The sequence below is a fragment of the Pseudoalteromonas sp. XMcav1-K genome (genome assembly GCF_044005875.1).
In the GTDB taxonomy this organism is placed as follows: Bacteria; Pseudomonadota; Gammaproteobacteria; order Enterobacterales; family Alteromonadaceae; genus Pseudoalteromonas; species Pseudoalteromonas spongiae.
The window spans coordinates 1-21,201 of record NZ_JBIPJE010000012.1 but is presented as its reverse complement, the minus strand read 5'-3'; the positions used below and the strand labels follow the sequence as shown (position 1 = coordinate 21,201).

Sequence of the window (21,201 nt, the reverse complement as noted above, 5' to 3'; positions counted from 1 at the left end):
CTTTTGAGCGCACTTTTCTCATTGTTGCTCGATATTCGCTTAGATTACTAGGCCACACATCGAGCGCCGCGATAAAAGCACGCTCAAACAGAACAAAAATAGAACAGCAAAGATCAACAGACCCTAATATTTTTTCTTAAACAAATTAATCTACACATTAAAAAAGCGCCTTACGGCGCTTTTTTGTTATTGGCTAGTGTTACTCTTAAAGCGAGTTTACAAGCCAAGCGCTGCCATCATTTTCTGACCAATATCAACATGGTGTTGCATGGTTGAGAACTGTTTAGTTACACCTTCAGGACCAAAAGCATAAACTGGAACAGGTGCTGCTGTATGTGTACCTGTACCCCAAACAACATTTTGGTGACGAGCAAGTGCACGACCAATTTTTGCAGTGTGGTCTTCGTCTGCGTATACATAAAACTCATTAAAGTCGTCAAACTTTGGCGTTACATCAGCACTTTGATAAGAGTGATCTGGGTCATAGTAAGGGTTGTTTTCACGCTCACCTACTTTCTCAGCTTCCTCTAGTGTCACTTTATACGCGCTGTAGTTATTGATTGCAGTCATCCAATCGTTTGCTGTTGCAGCGTCAAAGTTCCAATCTGCGTTTGCCATATCAAGCATGTTGTAGAAAGTACCCGACTGCTTATACAACATTTCTAAGTGGCTTAAATCACCAAAGTTGAAGTTAGGCTTGTAGTCGCGACCTTGCATGCCATCGCCTGGAAGTGTTGTTGCTTCAGGCATATTGTAACGTGAGTAACTAAAACCAAAGCTGCCAGTTTCATGGTCAGCTGTTACAACAACCAGCGTATCGTTACGATCTTTTACCCATTCGTAAACCGCTTCTACCGCTTCGTCAAACTTTAATAGTTCATGTAGCATCCAACCCGCATCGTTCGCGTGTCCTGCCCAGTCAATCTGACCACCTTCAATCATTAGGAAGAAGCCATCTTCATCTTTAGAAAGCACATCAAGTGCCTTTTTAGTCATTTCTTTAAGCGATGGTTGAGAACAGTTATTTGCTTCTTTACATGCTGAGTAGGCAATACCGTCAGCCATACCCGAGTTTGCGAACAAACCAAGTAGTTTAGTTGTTTCTGTTGCAGCTAGCTGCGCTTTATCAAACGCTAGTTCATAACCAAACTGCTCTTTCGCTTCAACGACTAAGTTACGGTTGTCGCTACGCTTTGATTTTTTATACACCGATTCAGGCGCGCCAAGTGCACTCATAACGTCACGATCGGCCGCATCTGTTTTAATATCAGACGGTAAGAATACGCGAGCGCCACCTGAAAGTAATACATCAACATTGCCACTTTCAATTAGCTCTTCAGCAATCGCAGGTTCTAACGAACGATGTGGTTGGTGCGCGGCAAATGCCGCTGGTGTTGCATGGGTAATGCGAGTATCTGATACTAAGCCTGTGGCTTTGCCTGCTTTTTTCGCTTTTTCTAAAATGGTTTCAACGATATTACCTTGGTCATCAAGGCCAATCATTTCAGAACCTGCCGCTAAGCCTGTTGCTAATTGTGTTGCAGAACACGCTGAGTCAACAACCAACTTACCATTATCACCATGCGGTGCATTAAGAGACAAGCCCATTACACCTTGATTGGCAAAGTTAGATAACGCAGTCACACCATTTTTAGCACTGTACGTTGAATTAGGTGCGCGGCGAGCATACTCTTCAAGTAAGCCAACTTGCTGAGGGCCCATACCGTCACCAATCATTAAAATCACGTTTTTAACTTCAGTAACCGCTACTGGTGGTACTTCCACCTCTTTAATCACTTCAACTTCTTTAATTACTTCTACGATTTCTTTATCGTCAGAACCACAACCCGTCATAAGTAAGCTAGCAACTGCTAGGGCGACACATGTTTTTTTCATTATTTTGTACCCGTATGATTTAAAATTTGCGATAGCCTACTTATCTATTGTTAAACTAAGATTTCATATTTATGGCATTTAGAATAATCACTCAACCTCTAACCCATTGAAAAGTAACAATATAACATTTCATGAAATCCACAAAGCAATACGCTTGCGCTCTTGATATAATAACTAACATCATTCCTTTAGAAATTTCGTTTTATGTCATTTGAAAAAATCGTTTTGGCAACGGGTAACCAAGGTAAAGTTGCTGAGCTAGCCGATAAACTCGCTAGTTTGAATATTGAAGTAGTCGCACAATCAGAGTTTGATGTGCCAGAAGTTGCTGAAACCGGCACCACATTTATTGAAAATGCCATAATCAAAGCAAGGCATGCGGCAAAGATTACCGGCTTACCGGCGATCGCGGACGATTCAGGTCTTGAAGTTGAAGCCCTAGGCGGTGCTCCGGGCATTTACTCAGCACGATTTGCAGGTGTTAATGCGAATGACTCAGATAACATTGATAAGCTACTAAGTGAGCTGGGCGATAATCCGAATCGTACAGCCCGTTTTTGGTGTGTATTGGTGCTTATGCGCCACGCGGACGACCCTACTCCATTAATTTGCCAAGGCGTATGGCAAGGTGAAATTTTACCTAAGCGTCAAGGTGAACAAGGCTTTGGTTACGACCCAGTATTCTTTAGTCACGAGAAAAATTGCAGCGCTGCAATGCTAGATAAGGCTACTAAAAATAGCCTAAGCCACCGCGGAAAGGCACTTAATCAACTGCTCGACTTGCTCAAGGCTAATTAATGAAACTGCCACCATTAAGTCTTTATATACACATACCTTGGTGTGTGCAAAAGTGCCCTTACTGTGATTTTAATAGTCATGGCGTAAAGTCAGATATTCCTGAATCAGCATACGTACAGCACTTGCTAGATGATTTAAAAACCGACCTTGCTTATGTGCAAGGCCGTAAACTCACTAGTATATTTATCGGTGGCGGCACACCGAGCCTGTTTAGTGAAAAAGCTATCGCAAACTTATTGCAAGGTGTTGAGCGCCTTATACCGTTCGCAAAGGGTATAGAAATTACCCTTGAAGCTAACCCGGGCACGGTTGAAGCTGAGCGCTTTATTGGCTACCGTGCCGCTGGCGTCAATCGTATTTCGATTGGTGTTCAATCGCTGCAACAAGACAAACTAAAAAGCCTTGGCCGTATTCACAATGCCGATGAAGCTATTAATGCAGCAAAATTGGCAAAGACCATAGGTTTAAACAGTTTTAATATGGACTTAATGCATGGATTGCCAGATCAATCCATCGATGATGCACTGAGTGATCTTAAACAAGTTATCGCGCTCAATCCGCCCCATATTTCGTGGTATCAACTCACCATTGAGCCTAATACCCAATTTGCGTCAAAACCGCCTGTACTGCCTGAAGATGAAACCTTGTGGCAGATTCAAGAACAAGGCCACCAGCTGTTAACGGATGCAGGTTACGAGCAATATGAAATATCAGGCTACGCCAAACCGGGCTTTCAATGTCAGCATAATTTAAATTACTGGCGTTTTGGTGATTACTTGGGTATTGGCTGTGGCGCCCATGGCAAAATCACCGATTTAACAACACAAAAACTGGTACGCACTGTTAAGGTAAAACACCCTAAAGGCTACATGGACTTAACCAGACCATACCTATTTGATAGCTGGCACGTAGCAAATGATGAACTGCCTTTTGAATATTTCATGAACCGCTTGCGCCTACATGAATCATTCAACATCAACGAGTTTGTTGAGTTTACTGGGCTGCCACTTGAACACGTTGAAACTAATTTAAATCACGCGGTTACTGCAGGATTAATGCAAAAAAACGACAATGTCTGGCAAGTTACCGCAAAAGGACACCGCTTTTTAAATGACTTGTTACAATTATTTGTGTAACGTCGTTTGTAGCGACCCCTGTAAAACAGTAACGTTGAGTAAATACTTCGTTATAAAGTCATAACTATAAAGGTAAAACAAAATGCTTAAGCGCTCATTAATTGCAGCAGCAATCAGCTCTGTTTTTTTAGTTGGTTGTCAAACACCAGCAACAACACAAGATACAACTGCTGAAGTAGTTAAACAACAATCAGAAAGCGAACGTGCAAACGCGTTCTTTGAAGAAGTTTTTATGCGCGGCGTAATGCGCAGCCCTGTTTACCAAACCTATATGGGCATCAAAAAAGACTATGACAAATGGGACGACGGTTCTGAAGCACGTGCGTTAGAAGATTTAGCGCTTGCGAAAAAAGACCTTGAAACGCTGCGCGCTTTTGACCGAAGCAAGCTAGATAACACGACACAAGTTAGCTATGACTTAATGGAACAGCGTTTAGTACAAAGCATTGATGACTTTAAATGGCGCTACCACACGTATCCAGTAAATCAAATGTATGGCACACACTCAATGATCCCTGCATTTTTGATTAACCAACATCAAATTGCCGATTTAAGTGATGCAAAAGCGTATATTTCTCGTTTAAATGGTGTACCAACGGTATTTGAACAACTTGAAAAAGATTTAGAAACTCGTGCTGAAAAAGGCATTATCGCGCCTAAATTCGTGTTCCCACATGTAATTGATTCAAGCAAAAACATCTTAAAAGGTGCTCCTTTCACAACTGGTGAAGATTCAACCCTGCTTGCTGACTTTAAACGCAAAGTGGCAAAGTTAGAAATCGCACAAGCTGAAAAAGACGCTCTTATCACTGATGCAACAAATGCGCTTAAAACTGCAGTTGGTCCTGCCTATGAATCACTTATCAGCTACTTAATTGGTTTAGAATCTCGCGCTGATAACCGCGATGGTGCTTGGAAGTTCCCGCAAGGTGAAGCATACTACAACAATGCATTAGCACGCACGACAACAACCGATCTTACGGCAAAAGAAATTCACGCGATTGGTTTAGCTGAAGTTGCACGTATTCATGATGAAATGCGTGAAATCAAAGATAAAGTTGGCTTTAAAGGCGACTTAAAAGCGTTCATGGAGTTCATGAAAACCGACAAGCAGTTCTACTTGCCAAACACGGAAGAAGGTAAAGCAAAGTACCTTGCTGATGCGACGGCAATGATCGATAACATGAAATCGCGCCTTGATGAGTTATTTATCGTTAAGCCAAAAGCCGACATGATTGTAAAACGTGTTGAAGCATTCCGTGAAAAAGCAGCAGGTAAAGCGTTTTACCAGCAACCTGCGCCAGATGGCTCACGCCCTGGTATTTACTATGCCAACCTGTACGATATGGAAGCGATGCCAACTTACCAAATGGAAGCGCTTGCTTACCATGAAGGTATTCCAGGCCACCACATGCAAATTGCTATCGCGCAAGAGCTTGAAGGCGTTCCTAAATTCCGTAAATTTGGCGGTTACACAGCATACGTTGAAGGCTGGGGTTTATACTCTGAAATGGTGCCTAAAGAAATGGGCTTATACGAAGATCCTTACTCAGACTTTGGTCGTTTAGCGATGGAGTTATGGCGTGCATGTCGCTTAGTAGTAGATACAGGTATTCACGCGATGAAGTGGACGCGTCAACAAGGTATCGACTACTACGTAAATAACACGCCAAATGCAACCTCAGACGGCGTTAAGATGGTAGAGCGTCACATTGTAATGCCATCACAAGCAACGGCGTACAAAATCGGTATGATCAAGATTGTAGAATTACGTGAAAGTGCGAAGAAGCAACTTGGTGAAAAGTTCGATATTCGTGAATTCCACGATGTAGTGCTTAAGAGCGGTCCTGTGCCACTTAATACTCTTGAAGGCTTTGTAAACGATTGGGTTGCAAGCAAACAAGGTTAATGTTTCTTACCATGAAAAGGCGCAATAAGCGCCTTTTTTATTGATAGCTAAAAACAAAAAAGGCCGCAATTGCGGCCTTTTTTAATCTTTTCTCAACGCGATTAACCGTTGATGAAGTCGATACCTTCTTGAATGTCTTTGTTAAGCGTTTCAAGCATGTCGTTCTTTGCTTTCTCTTCGAATGCGCTAAGCTCACCGTAAGAAAGGATTTCTTCAACACCGTTTTTGCCTAAACGTACAGGGTGTGCGAAGTATGCAGCGTCACCACCGTCGATTGCAACGTATGCGTAGTCGATAACACCTTCTTCACCTTGTAAGCCTTTAACTAAAGACTGAGTGAAACGTGCAGCTGCTGCGCCCATTGAAAGTGTCGCTGAACCGCCCCCCGCTTTTGCGTTAACAACTTCAGTACCTGCGTTTTGAATACGTGGAGTAAGTGCTTCAACTTCTTCTGCTGTGAACTCAACACCTTCAACTTGTGAAAGAAGTGGAAGAATAGTTGTACCTGAGTGACCACCGATTACTGGTACTTTAACAGAAGCAACGTCTACGCCTTTAAGTTCAGCGATGAACGCTTCTGAACGGATAACGTCTAGCGTTGTAACACCGAATACACGGTTAGCTTCGTAAGTACCTGCCTTTTTGAATACTTCAGCAACGATTGGTACAGTGCCGTTTACAGGGTTAGTGATAACACCTACAAGCGCCTTAGGACAGTTTTTAACAATGCCTTCAGCAAGTGTTTTAACAATGCTTGCATTAACATTGAATAAGTCTGCTCGGTCCATACCCGGCTTACGTGGCATACCTGCTGGAATAATTACGATATCTGCGCCAGCAAGTGCTGCATCTAAATCGTCTTTACCAAAACCTTCAACTTTAACTGCAGTTGGGATATGTGATAGGTCAACAGCAACACCTGGAACAACTGGCGCTACATCGTATAACGATAGCTCAGAACCAGCTGGTAATTGTGTTTTAAGTAATAAAGAAAGGGCCTGGCCGATACCACCAGCTGCGCCTAAAACTGCAACTTTCATGTGAATTCTCCGTGATTAGAGGTAGGTATTTAAAAAAGTGCCATAAAGATAATGAAAAGTGCGCATAAAAACAAATAAAACAGGTATTTTTTATATAAATCTCGACCATAGTTGTAAACTTTATCCGACTAGATTAGTTGACAACGCTATCAATTAAAAAAATCGCGTTTTCATTGAGATTAATTCAACTCTAATTGAATTAAGATGACGATTTTATTAATGCATTTAACCCTAACTTGTGTAAAATTTAAGGTAACGTTCATCAATTGGTTAAACAGCCCGTTCACATGCAAATACAAGATAAACAAGAAGCGCTGGTTAAAGCGTTCAAAGCCCTTTTAAAAGAAGAAAACTTTGGTTCACAAGGCGAGATTGTTGATGCCTTAAAAGACATGGGTTTTGACAATATTAGTCAGAGCAAAGTGTCTCGCATGTTAAGTAAATTTGGTGCTGTACGTACACGTAATGCAAAACAAGAGATGGTGTATTGTTTACCTGCAGAAATGGGTGTACCGACAGCGAAAAGTCCGCTGCGCCAACTGGTAATTGATATTATGCATAACGAAATGATGATCATCATTCGTACCAGCCCAGGTGCTGCACAACTAATTGCACGTTTGCTTGATTCACTTGGCAAAGCAGACGGTGTGTTAGGCACTATTGCCGGTGATGATACGATTTTTATTGCGCCAGCAAAAATTTCAGAAATTGATGTCACGCTTGAACGCGTAAAAAACTTATTTGAAAACGTGTAACTCTATTTTTGAGAGTTCATCCTCATTGATGAACTCTCTGCTACCTTGCTAACTCCCTTAGCATATTCACTGATGGTGCAAAAAATGCCGCACCAAAATCACTTTTCGCAAACTCCAGCCACATATCTGGGCCATTATCATCAATGTAGCCTAAACGGTGTTTGAGAAGCGTTTGAAACGCATAGCCATTGTTTGCACAGCTAATAAATAAAAAGCCCTGTTGGTTAATATCAGCAAATGGCATGCCTTGATTTAAAAATAATGCATTGCCATGGTCATCGTAAAGCTCTGTACGAGCACTATGACTGTTTTCCGGAGCGCAGCTAACCGCTTGGTTAGAATTAGCCATTCGACCCATTACAATTTCTTGTTCAGCTTTTGAGATTTCTTGCCATGCCTTTAAATCATAACGATAACGCTGCACATGAATATAACTGCCTGCAGAAAATGCAACGTCTTCATCCCCCACTAAAGCAACAAGCTGCTTTTTGCGACCATGGGGATTGGCAACACCATAAATAAAGCCATTTAGGTCACGACCATCTAAATAATGAAAACACTTAACTTGGTCAATCAGCTCAATATCACCACTCAGTAATTCAATCACTTCCATCACAAACAAATGAACTACATCAAGACGATCTGCCCTAATTTGAATCATTAAATCTATTGGACGTGACGGCGTAGCATGCTCAATATGTTCAAATTGTGGAAAGCCTGCCAAGGTTTTTGGCATTTTACTGGGGTAAATATGTGGCCAGAATTGCGAACCTATCGCCACAACACACGACACAAGCGCTTCTGAAAATTCGTGATCAAACCGCTCTTGCATATCAATAATACTTGCCAATTTTTTCGACAAGCTGAGTTCTTGGCCATCTAATACATTTAAAAATAAATGCACACCATGTAAATTGGCTTCAGCACAAACTCCTGATTGCGCTTGTGGCATAGCGGGTTTCCTACTTAATTGTTATTAGTATAAGCGAAATAATTAACCAAATGCGGACGAACATCAATAGCTAATCGCTGACCATAAGCATAGCGCTGATGTTGCGCGCATGGAATTTCAAGTTCTTGTTGCCCTAGTTTTACACGACATAAATAGCGGTTACCAACAAAACGGCTCGCAACAAACTCGCCTACTCCTTGTTCGTTTTCGCTTAAAGTTAAATATTGAGGCTTTAAGTATATACAGCCTTTTCCTGACACTTCATTTTGGTCATTGGTAACAGGTTCAAGTGAAGTAATGGTACCAAACTCAGTTTTAAATTCAGTGCTCGATGTCGCTTCTGCATCGATAAAAATACCAGCACTTAAAAATGCCGCAACACCTTTTGTCGCAGGTTTGCGATAAAGTGCTTCTGCTGTGCCCAATTGTGCAATTTTGCCCTCTTCCATGATCGCCAATTTATCAGCAAAGGCAAAAGCTTCCTCTTTGGAATGGGTTACAAAAATAGCGGAAACTTGCTGATCTTTAATAATACGGCGAATATCATCAATTAATTGAAAGCGTACTTGGTGATCGATATTGGAAAATGGTTCATCAAGCAATAATAAACTCGGTTTATATGCCAGTGCGCGAGCAATGGCCACGCGCTGTTGCTGACCACCAGATAATTGGTGAGGATATCGCTCGGCAAATGCCTCTAGCTTAATCAGTGACAGCATTTCTTTAACACGCTCGTTGCGTACACTCGAGGATTCTTTGTGTAAGCCAAACGCAATGTTTTGCTCAACGGTTAAATGAGGAAACAACGCATAGTCTTGAAACATCATACCGATATTGCGCTCTTGTGGCGGCACATAAAGCGAATCACCGTTAACCGCAACTTGCGCAATCGAAATATCGCCTTTGCTAGGTTTCAACAAGCCAGCAATTGCTTTTAACGTGGTGGTTTTGCCACAGCCACTTGCACCGAGTAAACACACAATTTCATTGTCTTTTACCTGCAATGACAAATCTTTTAAGATCGGTTTGCCATTGTAGCTATATTCTAAATTGTTAATCGACAAATTACTCATGAGATGCTTTAGCTTCCATAGTGTTATTAACTAAATATAAAGGGATTAAACCGACAAGTACGATAAATAACGCCGACACTGAGGCAAGCTCAAGCTGCTCATCACTGACGTATTGGAAAACATAGGTTGCCAGCGTTTCAAAGTCAAAAGGGCGTAATAACAGTGCCGCAGGTAACTCTTTCATACATTCAATAAATACAATTAAACCAGCAGTAAGCATACCGCGCTTAAGCAGTGGCATATGCACTCGGCGCAAGGTATTGCCTGCACTTACGCCCATTGAATGACTTGCCATATCGAGCGATGGTGAAATACGCGCATAGCTAGATTCAATGGCACCTTGTGAAATCGCATAAAAGCGCACTACGTAAGCAAACATTAAGGCAAAAATAGAACCACTAAACAACAATCCTGGTTCGGCAAACCACTGTGTTGATTCGGCAAAAATATTGAGCTGTTGATCAAGTGCGGTGAGCGGCAGTAGCACTGCTATTGCTAATACGGTGCCAGGCAATGCATAACCAGTACTGGCAACTTTGCCTGGCACACCTGCCCAGCGCGATAAGCTTGAACGTTGATAGAAATTCACCAGCACACTTAAAGCAACGCAAACGAAACTAACGATTAGCGCTATTTTTAAGCTCTGCCAAGCATATAAAAACGCATCGCTATTGAACGCTTCACTAAAATAGCTCACTGCGTAGCTCATCAAAATAAGAATTGGCAGCACAAACCCAGCAAAAAGTATTAATGCACAATATGCTGTTGCTAACCATGCTGATTTTCCCGATAGGTAATAAAGCGGTCCGTTATTTTCGCTTGCACCACGTTCAAATACCGCTTGGTTGCGTCGGCTAAATTTCTCTACGCCTATCACGACAAACAAAAACAGTAACATAATGCCGGAGATTTTCGCTGCCGCCGTGAGTGAATAGTAACCAAGCCAGGTATCGTATACTGCCGTTGTCAGGGTACTTACTGCAAAATAATTTACCGTTGCAAAATCAGCCATTGATTCCATGCTGATAAGTGCTAATGCCGCAGCAATTGCGCCACGCCCTAACGGAATCGATACTTTAAAAAAGCTTTTAACAGGCGAGTAACCCATTACTTGGCTGGCCTGAACTAATTTATAAGATTGCTCTTTAAGTGCGGTTTTAAAAATCAAAAATAAATATGGATATAGCACTAATGCAATCATTACGATTGCACCGCCGAGCGTGCGAATATCAAAAAACCAATAATCACTCGGTGATTGCCAGCCAAAAACCGCGCGCAACCATGACTGAATGGGGCCCGCATAATCAAATAAGTCGGTATAAATATAGGCGATAATATAAGTTGGCATTGCAAGTGGTAGCATCAATGCCCACTCAAAATGCTTTTTACCGGGAAAGTCACTGTAGGCACAAAGCCATGCTAGTGGCAACGCAATCACACAACTGAGCAAGCAGACGCCAAAAATCAACACTATGGTATTAAAGGTGTAATCCCACAATACTGTTTGTTTTAAGTGTTCAAAGACTTCCTTATCAGGCTGGAAGGATTCAAAAATCAGGAACAATAACGGAAGCGACAGGCAAAAGCCTGTCGCGAAAGCAATAAACTGCCATTTAGACAGTGAAAAATTAAGGCGCATTAAAGATCAAATTTTACCTCGTCGATTAGCTTCAATGCCAATGGACGGTATTCACTTACCTTTGTTAATGGCAGTGCATCTTCCTTAAATTTGCCCCAAGACGCCACTAACTCAGACACTTCAACATCCGTCTTTACCGGATATTCCATATTCACTGAAGCATACATACTCTGAGCTTTGTTGTCAGTCATAAATTCGATTAATTTTAATGCGTTAGTCGTATTTTTACCATGCTTGGTTAAAACCGCACCAGATACATTGATATGTGAGCCACGATCTTGCTGATTTGGGAAGTTAATGTACACAGACTCAGCCCAAGGCACTTGCTTTGGATCGTTCAGCATTTTACCAAAGTAATAACTGTTACCGAGCGCTACATCACACAAGCCTTCTTTTACTGCTTTTACTTGTGCACGGTCGTTACCTTGTGGCTTACGTGCTAGGTTTGCTTTTAAGCCCTTTAACCACGCTCGCGCTTCTGCTTCGCCATGATGCGCAATCATAGAAGCAACTAAGCCCAAGTTATAAGGGTGCTTACCTGAACGCATACAAATTTTGCCTTTGTATTCAGATTTAGCGAGATCTTCATAGGTTAACGTGTCTAACTTACCAACACGCTCTTTAGACGAGTAAACATTACGTACACGTTTAGTCAGTGCAACCCAATTTCCTTCGTCATCACGAAATTGCTTTGGTACATTTTTTTCGATTACGTTACTTTTAATCGGTTGCACTAAGCCTTCATCTTCAAGCTGTAACAGCGCACTAAAGTTAGACGTAAGCACCATATCGGCTTTCGTGTATTTACCTTCTTTTTTAAGTTTTTCAATTAAACCTTTTTTGGCAAAAACAACTTTTGTTTCAATACCTGTCTCTTTTGTGAACTCTTGCAGAATAGGTTCAATTAAAAAGCCCTGACGATAAGAGTAAATATTAACAACATCTTTTGCTGCAACTTCACCAGCTGCTAGCAGTGCGAGTAATGCGATTGCTTTTTTCATATTCTAGAACCATTAATAAGAAGTATTATCACTTGAATTGTATCTATCTAATATTGAATGTACAGCGTTAAATGCACTCAATTTAATTAAATGAAAACAATTTTCAGTTAGAAGAGCAAAAGACATTAGCGAATTTAACTGTAGGATATATCTCACAGAACACTCCTACTTATCTCAAAAAACTAGGTGCACACACGCACCCAAAATAGTTAACACTTTGTTTTATAAATATATAACCACGTCAAACTCTATATTTCAGCAATAAAACAAATTTACCAAGCCATTTTATATAGTTTTATTCAACAACCACTGCTCTAGAATTAAAACTGTCAAAAGGAAATGGACTGAATTGACCTTACTTAGGATTAGTAAGCGGCAGGAGCTGGTAGGATTTACTAGATGGATTTTGGGCTAGGATGCCAAGGGAATTGATGGTTTACAGGATGTGGACCTTAAACGGATTTTCTTACAGGATTGTAAATAGGATAGATGGATTGAGCAAGGATTTAGCTCATTGACGAGTCATGTCAAAATAGGGATATCAAGGATTGCACTAATCAAACAACGATATGTGCATAGCAGGACGCTAATAAGATTCCGTTAAGGCGCAGCTTTAAGCTGCGCTTTTTATTTGCCTAAAATTCACTTATCACGTTTTGAATATGCGCTTTAAGCCACTAGTTCACAGCACTTACCCTTCTAGAAATTGCTCATTTCTAAAAACAGCAATGCCATACTTCAAATTTTAATGCCGTTATTACGGCACTAATTTACTGCGTTTACCCTTTAAGTACGCATTTCTAAAATCAATAAAGTGACGCTCTAACTTTTGAGACGCATCAAGCTCTCCTGCAAGCTGCAACACCATAATGGCAACCTCAGCAGTACCCAATTGGTGCTCAAATGCGGCAACACGTAAATGATACTCGGAGAGCTTTTCAGGGCTAATAGATAAAATCGGGAAACCGTCTAAATAAGGGCTTTTGCGAATCATTTTCTTCGCTTCACGCCACGTACCATCTAAAAAAACAAATAACGGTTTTTTACCTGCAATACGACTGACCTGTTTAACAACCCGGTCTACTGGCATATTATCTTCAGGAAACACAATAAAGGGCTGGTATTTATCACTTTGTAATAAATCTAAAAGCGCTTTATCAGGTTCTGTTCTGTCCCAACGAAAGGCATAATTGTCAGGCACAATATCAGCGATTAAACGTCCGGTATTTGACGGCTTAAAACTCTCATTGTGATACATCAGTAAACAAACTGCAGCATCACAATTTGCCTCTTCGATACCATCACAAATACATAAGGTTTCAGATAACAAACAATGCTCACAGCGCGATAATTTTGAACCACGCGCTTTATATTCACGCTTTGCTGCAGCGATCTGTTGTTGCCTAAGTGCTAATACTGAATTTTTCAATCGACCTCTCCCAAACAAGCGGCGTATTCTAACGTTTTTTGGCGCTTTGAGCTAATACTAAGCCGATGTACATAATCCAGATAATAAAAAACCCAGCACAGTGGCTGGGTTTTTCTAAAGAAGAATTAGATTACTTCTTTTTAACTGCTTTTTTGTTTGGAAGGTCAGTGATTGAACCTTCGAAAATTTCAGCAGCTAGACCGATTGACTCGTTCAGTGTTGGGTGAGCGTGAATTGTTAACGCTAGGTCTTCACCATCTGCGCCCATTTCAACTGCTAGGCCGATTTCGCCAAGCATTTCACCTGCGTTGATACCAACCATAGCACCACCGATAACGCGACCTGAGTCTTTATCGAAGATAAGCTTTGTTGAACCTTCAGTACGTGCTGAAGCGATTGCACGGCCAGATGCTGCCCACGGGAATACCGCAGTTTCAATTTTAAGGCCTTGCTCTTTTGCTTCTTTCTCAGTTACACCTACCCATGCGATTTCTGGATCTGTGTATGCAATTGAAGGAATACACTTAGGATCGAAGTAATGCTTCTTACCAGAGATAACTTCAGCAGCAACGTGTGCTTCGTGAACCGCTTTATGTGCAAGCATTGGTTGACCAACGATATCACCAATCGCGAAGATGTGGTTTACGTTTGTCTTCATTTGCTTGTCAGTGTTGATAAAGCCACGTTCATCAACTGCTACGCCTGCTTTTTCAGCGTCAAGTAGTTTACCGTTCGGTGTACGGCCAACAGCAACAAGTACTTTGTCGTAACGAACAGCTTCAGCTGGTGCGTTTTTACCTTCAAATGAAACGTATAGGCCGTCTTCTTTCGCTTCAACTGCAACAACTTTAGTAGAAAGCATTACGTTGAACTTGTTCTTAACGTACTTTTGGTAAATCTTGATAACGTCTTTATCAGCAGCTGGTACTAGTTGATCAGCAAATTCAACAACGTCGATTTGTGAACCTAGTGCACGGTAAACAGTACCCATCTCAAGACCGATGATACCACCACCAAGTACTAATAACTTTTCAGGAACGTCTTTAAGTTCAAGCGCGCCTGTTGAGTCAATTACACGATCATCTTCAGGGATGAAAGGTAGATTTACTGGCTGAGAGCCTGCAGCGATAATCGCATTATCGAAAGTAACAGTAGTTGTACCGTTTTCGCCTTCAACAGCAATGGTGTTAGAACCTGTGAATTTTCCGTAACCGTTAACTACGTTAACTTTACGCATTTTCGCCATGCCGTCTAGGCCGCCAGTAAGTTGACCGATTACAGACTCTTTCCATGAACGGATTTTGTCTAGGTCGATTTGAGGAGCACCGAAAGTAACACCGTGAGACGCCATTTCAGCTGCGTCATCAATTACTTTAGCTACGTGTAAAAGTGCTTTTGAAGGAATACAACCTACGTTTAAGCACACACCACCTAAAGTATTGCGTGATTCGATTAATGTTACATCTAAACCTAAATCAGCAGCACGGAATGCTGCAGAGTAACCACCAGGACCACCGCCTAGTACAACAACTTGAGTTTTGATTTCGTTGCTCATGTTATTACCTTAACTGTTATTCGAACGGGATAATACGAGAATTGTATCACCCAAACTCCTGCCTATTTATCTCAATTAACAAGACTTTGGGCAGATAAATTAATATTGCGCGAAATTCTAGCATTGCCGTTTACATATGTCGTGCAATTTTCAAGAGATTTCGTTCAATTAATACTATTTGCTACATCAGAGCGATAAACAAAACGCATAACCGAAGTTATGCGTTAAGCTCTTTTCTTACATCACTAACTGGCGAATGTCGCTCAGGTAAGCTGCAAGTGTTGCAGTAAAGCGTGCTGCTAACGCACCGTCAATTACACGGTGGTCGTATGAACAGCTTAGCGGCACCATTAGGCGCGGCTCAAACTCTTTACCATTCCACTTAGGCTTCATGTCTGACTTTGACACACCTAAGATAGCAACTTCTGGCGCGTTTACGATTGGTGTAAACGCAGTACCACCGATGCCACCTAGGCTAGAAATAGTGAAACAACCGCCCTGCATATCTGATGCAGTTAGTTTGCCTTCACGTGCTTTGCCAGAGATTTCCATCAACTCGCGAGATAGCTCAATGATGCCTTTTTTGTTCACGTCACGTACAACAGGAACAACTAGACCATTTGGCGTATCTACTGCAATACCAATATTTACATACTTCTTAAGGATTAAGCTTTCGCCATCTTCAGACAGTGATGAATTAAACGTTGGGAACTCTTCTAGTGCTTTAGCAGCGGCTTTCATTACGAATACTAATGGAGTGATCTTCACGCCCATTTTCTTCTTCTCAGCCATTACATTCTGCTCTTTACGGAATGCTTCTAGCGTCGTGATGTCTGCTTCGTCAAATTGCGTAACATGCGGGATCTGTACCCAGTTACGGTGAAGGTTTGCACCAGAAAGCTTTTGAATACGAGAAAGTTTCTTCTCTTCAACTTCACCAAATTTGCTGAAGTCTACTTTTGGCCAAGGAATTAGGTTTAGCTCGCCACCGCCAGTGTTGCCACCTTTAGATAGCTGACCTGATTCAACTTGCTTCACTAACTCTTTCACGTAGTTTTGTACGTCTTCTTTAAGTACACGGTTCTTGCGACCCGTGCCTTTAACGCGCGCAAGGTTTACACCAAACTCACGCGCTAGGCGACGAACTACAGGTGATGCATGTGCGTATTGGTCGTTCGCTACAAATTCATCTTTTTGTGCTGAAGCTGCAGGTGCCGCTGCTGGCGCTGGTTTTGCCGCAGGTGCTGCCGGAGCCGCTTGTGCAGGGGCTGGCGCAGCAGGTGCGCTTGCAGGCGCTGAGCCTTGCGTTTCAAATACAAAAACAAGAGAACCAGTCGATACTTTACCGCCAACTTCAACCTTCACTTCTTTAACAGTACCTGCAAATGGTGCTGGTACTTCCATAGAAGCCTTATCACCTTCTACGTTTAAGATTGATTGGTCAGCTTCAACTACATCGCCTACCGCAACCATGACTTCAGTTACTTCAACTTCGTCACCGCCGATGTCTGGTACGTGAACTTCTTTAAGTTCAGCCGCAGCTGCTGGAGCAGGCGCTGCCGCAGGAGCCGCTTCAACAGCTGCCGGCGCAGATGCACCCGTTTCAAATACGAATACTAGCGAGCCCGTTGATACTTTGCCGCCAACTTCAACCTTCACTTCTTTAACTGTACCGCCAAATGGTGCTGGTACTTCCATAGAAGCCTTGTCGCCTTCTACGTTTAAGATTGATTGGTCAGCTTCAACCACGTCGCCTACGGCAACCATGATTTCAGTAACTTCAACTTCGTCACCACCGATGTCTGGTACGTGAACCTCAACTAATTCAGACGCCGCTACTGGAGCAGGTGCAGCCGCTGGGGCTGCTGTTGCTTCAGGCTCGGCTGCCGCAGGTGCATCACCCGCAGCATCAAAAATCATAATTAAAGAACCAGTTGCAACAGTGTCGCCTTCAGCTACTTTAATTTCTTTCACTGTACCCGCTTGTGCAGCTGGCACTTCCATTGAAGCTTTATCACCTTCAACTGAAATAAGAGATTGATCAACTTCAACTGTATCACCTACGTTAACTAGGATCTCAGTTACTTCAACCTCATCTGCACCAATGTCTGGAACATGAATTTCGATTGCCATTCTATCTGCCTCTTATGCGTATAGTGGGTTAGTTTTCGTTGTGTCGATATCAAATTTCTTGATAGCGTCTGCCACAACTGATGCGTCAACTTTACCTTGCTTAACAAGCTCTGTAAGCGCAGCTACAACTACGTAACCTGCATTTACTTCGAAGTGACGACGTAAGTTTTCACGGCTGTCTGAACGACCATAACCATCAGTACCAAGTACTTTGTACGATGCGCTTGGCATGTATGCACGTACTTGCTCTGCATAGTTCTTCATATAGTCAGTTGCAGCGATTGCCGGAGACTCACCTAATACAGATGTGATGTAAGGCACTTTTGCATCGCTTGTTGGGTTAAGCATATTGAAACGCTCAACGTCTTGACCGTCACGCGCAAGCTCATTGAATGACGTTACTGAGAATACGTCAGAACCAATACCGTACTCTTCGCTTAGGATCTGACCTGCTTTACGTACTTCGTTTAAGATAGTACCTGACCCCATTAGCTGAACGTGTGCTTTGTCACCAGCGTTTTCTTCAAGCTTGTAGATACCCTTACGAATACCTTCTTCCGCACCTTCTGGCATTGCAGGTTGTGCGTAGTTTTCGTTCATTAGTGTTAGGTAGTAGAACACGTTTTCTTGATCAGGACCGTACATACGACGAATACCGTCTTGCAGGATTACCGCTACTTCAAATACGAACGTTGGGTCATAAGAAATACAGTTAGGAATAGTACCCGCTTGAATGTGCGAGTGACCGTCTTCGTGCTGTAGACCTTCACCGTTAAGCGTTGTACGGCCAGCGGTTGCACCTAGTAAGAAACCACGCGCTTGTTGGTCACCCGCCATCCATGCCATGTCGCCAACACGTTGGAAACCGAACATAGAGTAGTAGATGTAGAATGGGATCATCGGCAGGTCATTTGTCGAGTATGATGTTGCTGCAGCAACCCATGACGACATTGCTCCTAGTTCATTGATACCTTCTTGAAGTACCTGACCTGATGTTGCTTCTTTGTAATAAGAAACGATATCACGGTCTTGAGGTGTGTAGTTCTGGCCATGTGGGTTATAAATACCGATTTGACGGAATAAACCTTCCATACCAAAGGTACGCGCTTCATCCGCAATGATAGGTACGATATTTTTACCTACGCCTTTATCTTTCAATAAGATATTTAGCGCACGTACATAACCCATAGTCGTAGAGATATCACGCTTTTGCTCTTCTAAAAGTGGCTTAAACTGCTCTAACGTTGGAATTTCTAGTGCTTGCGTGAAGTTAGGTAAACGCTGTGGCGTGTAACCGTGCAGTGCTTTACGGCGCGCATGTAAGTATTCGTACTCTGCAGAGCCTTCTTCAAGCTTCAAGTATGGTAAGTCTTTGATTTGCTCGTCAGATACTAAGTCTTCAAGACCAAGACGTGAACGAAGGTGTTCAACGTGCGTCATGTCCATTTTCTTAACTTGGTGCGCAATATTTTTACCTTCAGCTGCTTCACCCATGCCGTAACCTTTAACAGTTTTAGCTAAGATTACAGTTGGACGGCCTTTTGTCTCTTGCGCTGCTTTGTAAGCTGCAAAAAGCTTAGATGTATCGTGACCACCACGCTTAAGCGCGAAGATCTCGTCATCAGTCATATCTGCAACAAGTGCTGCAGTTTCTGGGTAACGACCAAAGAAGTGTTCACGCACGTAAGCACCGTCTTTTGACTTATAAGTCTGGTAATCACCGTCGATTGTTTCGTTCATAAGCTGTAACAGCTTACCAGACGTATCTTTTGCAAGCAGTAGATCCCAACCAGAACCCCAAACTACTTTAATTACGTTCCAGCCTGCACCTTTAAATAAACCTTCAAGTTCTTGAATGATCTTACCATTACCCATTACTGGGCCATCTAGGCGCTGTAAGTTACAGTTAATTAGGTAACATAGGTTATCTAGCTTCTCACGCGCAGCGAAAGAAATTGCACCACGTGATTCTGGCTCATCCATCTCACCATCACCTAAGAACGCATAAACACGCTGCTCGTTCGTCTCTTTCAGACCACGACCTTCTAGGTATTTAAGGAAACGCGCTTGGTAAATAGATGCAATCGGACCAAGACCCATTGATACCGTCGGGAACTGCCAGAATTCAGGCATTAATTTAGGGTGCGGGTATGAAGAAATACCATTACCATCAACTTCTTGACGGAAGTTATCTAGTTGTTCTTCTGTCAAACGGCCTTCTAAGAAAGCACGTGCGTAGATACCCGGTGAAATGTGACCTTGGTAATAAACTAAATCACCACCGTCTTTCTCGTTTGGTGCACGGAAGAAGTGGTTAAAACACATTTCGTAGAATGCTGCTGAAGACTGGTAAGACGCCATGTGGCCGCCTAGCTCTAAGTCTTTCTTAGACGCGCGTAAAACGATCATGATCGCATTCCAACGCACGATTGAACGAATACGACGCTCAATTGTTGTGTCACCTGGATACGCAGGTTCTTGATCTGCTGGGATAGTATTCACATAGTTAGTTGTGATACCAGTTGGCATATCTACGCCGTCAAGACGTGCTTGCTCTAGTACTTGTTCAAGTAAAAACTGTGCGCGTTCAACGCCTTCTTCTTTTACTACTGACTCAAGCGCTTGCAACCACTCTCGGGTTTCTAACGCGTCAACGTCAATTTTATTGACTTCAGACATATGGAGTGTTCCTTATGTTTAAATTCAAATTTATCCCTAACAGATAAATCGAGTTATGTTTCAAATCGTTTAATTTTTTTGCGAACGGCGTAAACTGCGCTCAATACGAGAGTGCTCTTTACCCGCTTGCAATAAAGCTTCTTCAATAAAGGCTAAGTGCGCATTACTTGCGTCACGTGCTTTATCTGGTTGTCCTGTAATTACTGCATCAAACAGGAATTTTCTGTGTTCAGCCAGTTGCGTTTTAACATCTGATTTTTGCACTAATACCATTAAATTCTGCTGAATATTTTGCTCAAGTAATGATTTCATACCGCGAATTAAGTGCAGCAACACTACGTTATGCGAGGCTTCTGCTACGGCAAAATGAAAGGCATTGATCATTTGGGCTTGGGTTTCAATATCATTTGCAGTTGCAATGGCATCAAAACACTTGGAAATATATTCAAAATCTGTATCGGTACCACGAAGTGCCGCATAGTAGGCTGCGATACCTTCTAAGGCATGACGGAATTCAAGTAGGTCGAATTGTGATTCAGGGTGTTTGGAAATCAAATCAAACAGTGGATCTGTCATACCACCTTCAAGCTGGTTTTTAACATAAGTACCGCCACCTTGGCGACGTGTTACCAGCCCTCTGGCTTCCAATTTTTGAATCGCTTCACGCAATGAAGGACGTGACACTTCAAATTGTTTCGCCAGCTCACGCTCCGGCGGTAATTTTTCGCCAGGCGCCAACGAGCCCTCAAGAATCATATTCTCAAGTTGTTCTAAAATCACATCCGACAGCTTAGCGGCTTTTATCTTAAATGACATAGGCTTTTGAAGTAACCTTCTGTTTTCCGTTCCTAATCAAGCAAATAGTGTGTCAAATTCGCAAAAGGTAAATTGGTCATACCAAAAATTAGCGCTTAAATTATCAGAAATACGGTGAATAGTCAAAATTATCAAGATTAATGGCATAACTATTCAATGCAGTGTTTTTGCCTAAAAATAGTTTGGCAACGATGCACTAAACCTCAGGTTACGTACGAGATAAGAAATCAAACACCATTAAAGGTAGACAAAAAATAACAGAATAATTATTTAATTGGTGAAAAAGTAAAATGGTCAGACCAGATAGGGTTCAGGGTTCAGGGTTCAGGGTTCAGGGTTCAGGGTTCAGGGTTCAGGGTTCAGGGTTCAGGGTTCAGGGTTCAGGGTTCA

The 21,201-nt window shown here is 42.2% G+C and carries 15 protein-coding genes; 4 read left to right on the top strand and 11 right to left on the bottom strand.

From position 1 onward, the window contains the following. Positions 1–216: 216 nt before the first annotated feature. Positions 217–1,896, bottom strand: a complete 1,680-nt coding sequence (locus tag ACHSBP_RS00465; RefSeq protein WP_010561724.1) for an alkaline phosphatase — start codon at positions 1,894–1,896, stop codon at positions 217–219. 204 nt (positions 1,897–2,100) lie between these two features. On the opposite strand from ACHSBP_RS00465, the gene rdgB reads away from it, so the two are divergent. The 3 genes from rdgB to ACHSBP_RS00450 all read left to right on the top strand — a co-directional run bounded on the left by rdgB (position 2,101) and on the right by ACHSBP_RS00450 (position 5,739). Next, positions 2,101–2,694, top strand: a complete 594-nt coding sequence (gene rdgB / locus ACHSBP_RS00460; protein WP_395387923.1) for an RdgB/HAM1 family non-canonical purine NTP pyrophosphatase — start codon at positions 2,101–2,103, stop codon at positions 2,692–2,694. Continuing rightward, positions 2,694–3,830: a radical SAM family heme chaperone HemW gene (gene hemW / locus ACHSBP_RS00455; RefSeq protein WP_395387922.1), complete on the top strand. Its 1,137-nt coding sequence runs from the start codon at positions 2,694–2,696 to the stop codon at positions 3,828–3,830. The genes rdgB and hemW overlap by 1 nt, the downstream gene beginning before the upstream one ends. Positions 3,831–3,912: 82 nt before the next feature. Continuing rightward, on the top strand, positions 3,913–5,739 hold the full coding sequence (locus ACHSBP_RS00450; RefSeq protein ID WP_395387921.1) for a DUF885 domain-containing protein: 1,827 nt from the start codon (positions 3,913–3,915) through the stop codon (positions 5,737–5,739). A 101-nt stretch (positions 5,740–5,840) separates the two neighbouring features. Here ACHSBP_RS00450 and mdh read toward each other — a convergent pair whose 3' ends face one another. Beyond that, the gene (gene mdh, locus ACHSBP_RS00445) at positions 5,841–6,779 is read right to left on the bottom strand and encodes a malate dehydrogenase (protein WP_010561728.1); all 939 of its coding nucleotides are present in this window, start codon (positions 6,777–6,779) and stop codon (positions 5,841–5,843) included. Between the two features lie 287 nt (positions 6,780–7,066). Between mdh and argR the strand changes: the two genes are divergently transcribed. Beyond that, a complete protein-coding gene (gene argR, locus ACHSBP_RS00440) occupies positions 7,067–7,534 on the top strand; it encodes a transcriptional regulator ArgR (protein WP_010561729.1) in 468 nt (155 codons plus the stop codon). Between the two features lie 40 nt (positions 7,535–7,574). On the opposite strand, the gene ACHSBP_RS00435 is transcribed toward argR, so the two are convergent. The 9 genes from ACHSBP_RS00435 to pdhR all read right to left on the bottom strand — a co-directional run bounded on the left by ACHSBP_RS00435 (position 7,575) and on the right by pdhR (position 20,811). After that, complete coding sequence (locus tag ACHSBP_RS00435; RefSeq protein ID WP_010561730.1) at positions 7,575–8,486, bottom strand: Dyp-type peroxidase; 912 nt, start codon at positions 8,484–8,486, stop codon at positions 7,575–7,577. Positions 8,487–8,500: 14 nt separating this feature from the next. Beyond that, positions 8,501–9,559, bottom strand: a complete 1,059-nt coding sequence (locus ACHSBP_RS00430) for an ABC transporter ATP-binding protein (RefSeq protein ID WP_010561731.1) — start codon at positions 9,557–9,559, stop codon at positions 8,501–8,503. After that, positions 9,552–11,198: an iron ABC transporter permease gene (locus tag ACHSBP_RS00425; RefSeq protein ID WP_010561732.1), complete on the bottom strand. Its 1,647-nt coding sequence runs from the start codon at positions 11,196–11,198 to the stop codon at positions 9,552–9,554. Before ACHSBP_RS00425 ends, ACHSBP_RS00430 begins: the two co-directional genes overlap by 8 nt. Continuing rightward, a complete protein-coding gene (locus ACHSBP_RS00420; protein WP_395387920.1) occupies positions 11,198–12,199 on the bottom strand; it encodes an extracellular solute-binding protein in 1,002 nt (333 codons plus the stop codon). Before ACHSBP_RS00420 ends, ACHSBP_RS00425 begins: the two co-directional genes overlap by 1 nt. Positions 12,200–12,956: 757 nt before the next feature. Continuing rightward, the gene (locus tag ACHSBP_RS00415; protein WP_395387919.1) at positions 12,957–13,628 is read right to left on the bottom strand and encodes a tRNA-uridine aminocarboxypropyltransferase; all 672 of its coding nucleotides are present in this window, start codon (positions 13,626–13,628) and stop codon (positions 12,957–12,959) included. A gap of 130 nt (positions 13,629–13,758) precedes the next feature. Beyond that, the gene (gene lpdA / locus ACHSBP_RS00410) at positions 13,759–15,183 is read right to left on the bottom strand and encodes a dihydrolipoyl dehydrogenase (RefSeq protein ID WP_010561735.1); all 1,425 of its coding nucleotides are present in this window, start codon (positions 15,181–15,183) and stop codon (positions 13,759–13,761) included. Between the two features lie 237 nt (positions 15,184–15,420). Further along, complete coding sequence (aceF, locus tag ACHSBP_RS00405) at positions 15,421–17,316, bottom strand: pyruvate dehydrogenase complex dihydrolipoyllysine-residue acetyltransferase (protein ID WP_395387918.1); 1,896 nt, start codon at positions 17,314–17,316, stop codon at positions 15,421–15,423. Positions 17,317–17,328: 12 nt separating this feature from the next. Continuing rightward, a complete protein-coding gene (gene aceE, locus ACHSBP_RS00400; protein ID WP_395387917.1) occupies positions 17,329–19,995 on the bottom strand; it encodes a pyruvate dehydrogenase (acetyl-transferring), homodimeric type in 2,667 nt (888 codons plus the stop codon). A 69-nt stretch (positions 19,996–20,064) separates the two neighbouring features. Next, the gene (pdhR, locus tag ACHSBP_RS00395) at positions 20,065–20,811 is read right to left on the bottom strand and encodes a pyruvate dehydrogenase complex transcriptional repressor PdhR (protein ID WP_010561738.1); all 747 of its coding nucleotides are present in this window, start codon (positions 20,809–20,811) and stop codon (positions 20,065–20,067) included. Positions 20,812–21,201: the final 390 nt, after the last annotated feature.

Bases quoted from the DNA above. Each gene is read 5' to 3' on its own strand.
- aceE (WP_395387917.1), bottom strand. From the start codon at position 19,995: ATGTCTGAAGTCAATAAAATTGACGTTGACGCGTTAGAAACCCGAGAG.
- lpdA (WP_010561735.1), bottom strand. From the start codon at position 15,183: ATGAGCAACGAAATCAAAACTCAAGTTGTTGTACTAGGCGGTGGTCCT.
- ACHSBP_RS00465 (WP_010561724.1), bottom strand. From the start codon at position 1,896: ATGAAAAAAACATGTGTCGCCCTAGCAGTTGCTAGCTTACTTATGACG.
- argR (WP_010561729.1), top strand. From the start codon at position 7,067: ATGCAAATACAAGATAAACAAGAAGCGCTGGTTAAAGCGTTCAAAGCC.
- hemW (WP_395387922.1), top strand. From the start codon at position 2,694: ATGAAACTGCCACCATTAAGTCTTTATATACACATACCTTGGTGTGTG.
- aceF (WP_395387918.1), bottom strand. From the start codon at position 17,316: ATGGCAATCGAAATTCATGTTCCAGACATTGGTGCAGATGAGGTTGAA.
- ACHSBP_RS00420 (WP_395387920.1), bottom strand. From the start codon at position 12,199: ATGAAAAAAGCAATCGCATTACTCGCACTGCTAGCAGCTGGTGAAGTT.
- ACHSBP_RS00425 (WP_010561732.1), bottom strand. From the start codon at position 11,198: ATGCGCCTTAATTTTTCACTGTCTAAATGGCAGTTTATTGCTTTCGCG.
- ACHSBP_RS00435 (WP_010561730.1), bottom strand. From the start codon at position 8,486: ATGCCACAAGCGCAATCAGGAGTTTGTGCTGAAGCCAATTTACATGGT.
- ACHSBP_RS00450 (WP_395387921.1), top strand. From the start codon at position 3,913: ATGCTTAAGCGCTCATTAATTGCAGCAGCAATCAGCTCTGTTTTTTTA.
- rdgB (WP_395387923.1), top strand. From the start codon at position 2,101: ATGTCATTTGAAAAAATCGTTTTGGCAACGGGTAACCAAGGTAAAGTT.
- mdh (WP_010561728.1), bottom strand. From the start codon at position 6,779: ATGAAAGTTGCAGTTTTAGGCGCAGCTGGTGGTATCGGCCAGGCCCTT.
- pdhR (WP_010561738.1), bottom strand. From the start codon at position 20,811: ATGTCATTTAAGATAAAAGCCGCTAAGCTGTCGGATGTGATTTTAGAA.
- ACHSBP_RS00430 (WP_010561731.1), bottom strand. From the start codon at position 9,559: ATGAGTAATTTGTCGATTAACAATTTAGAATATAGCTACAATGGCAAA.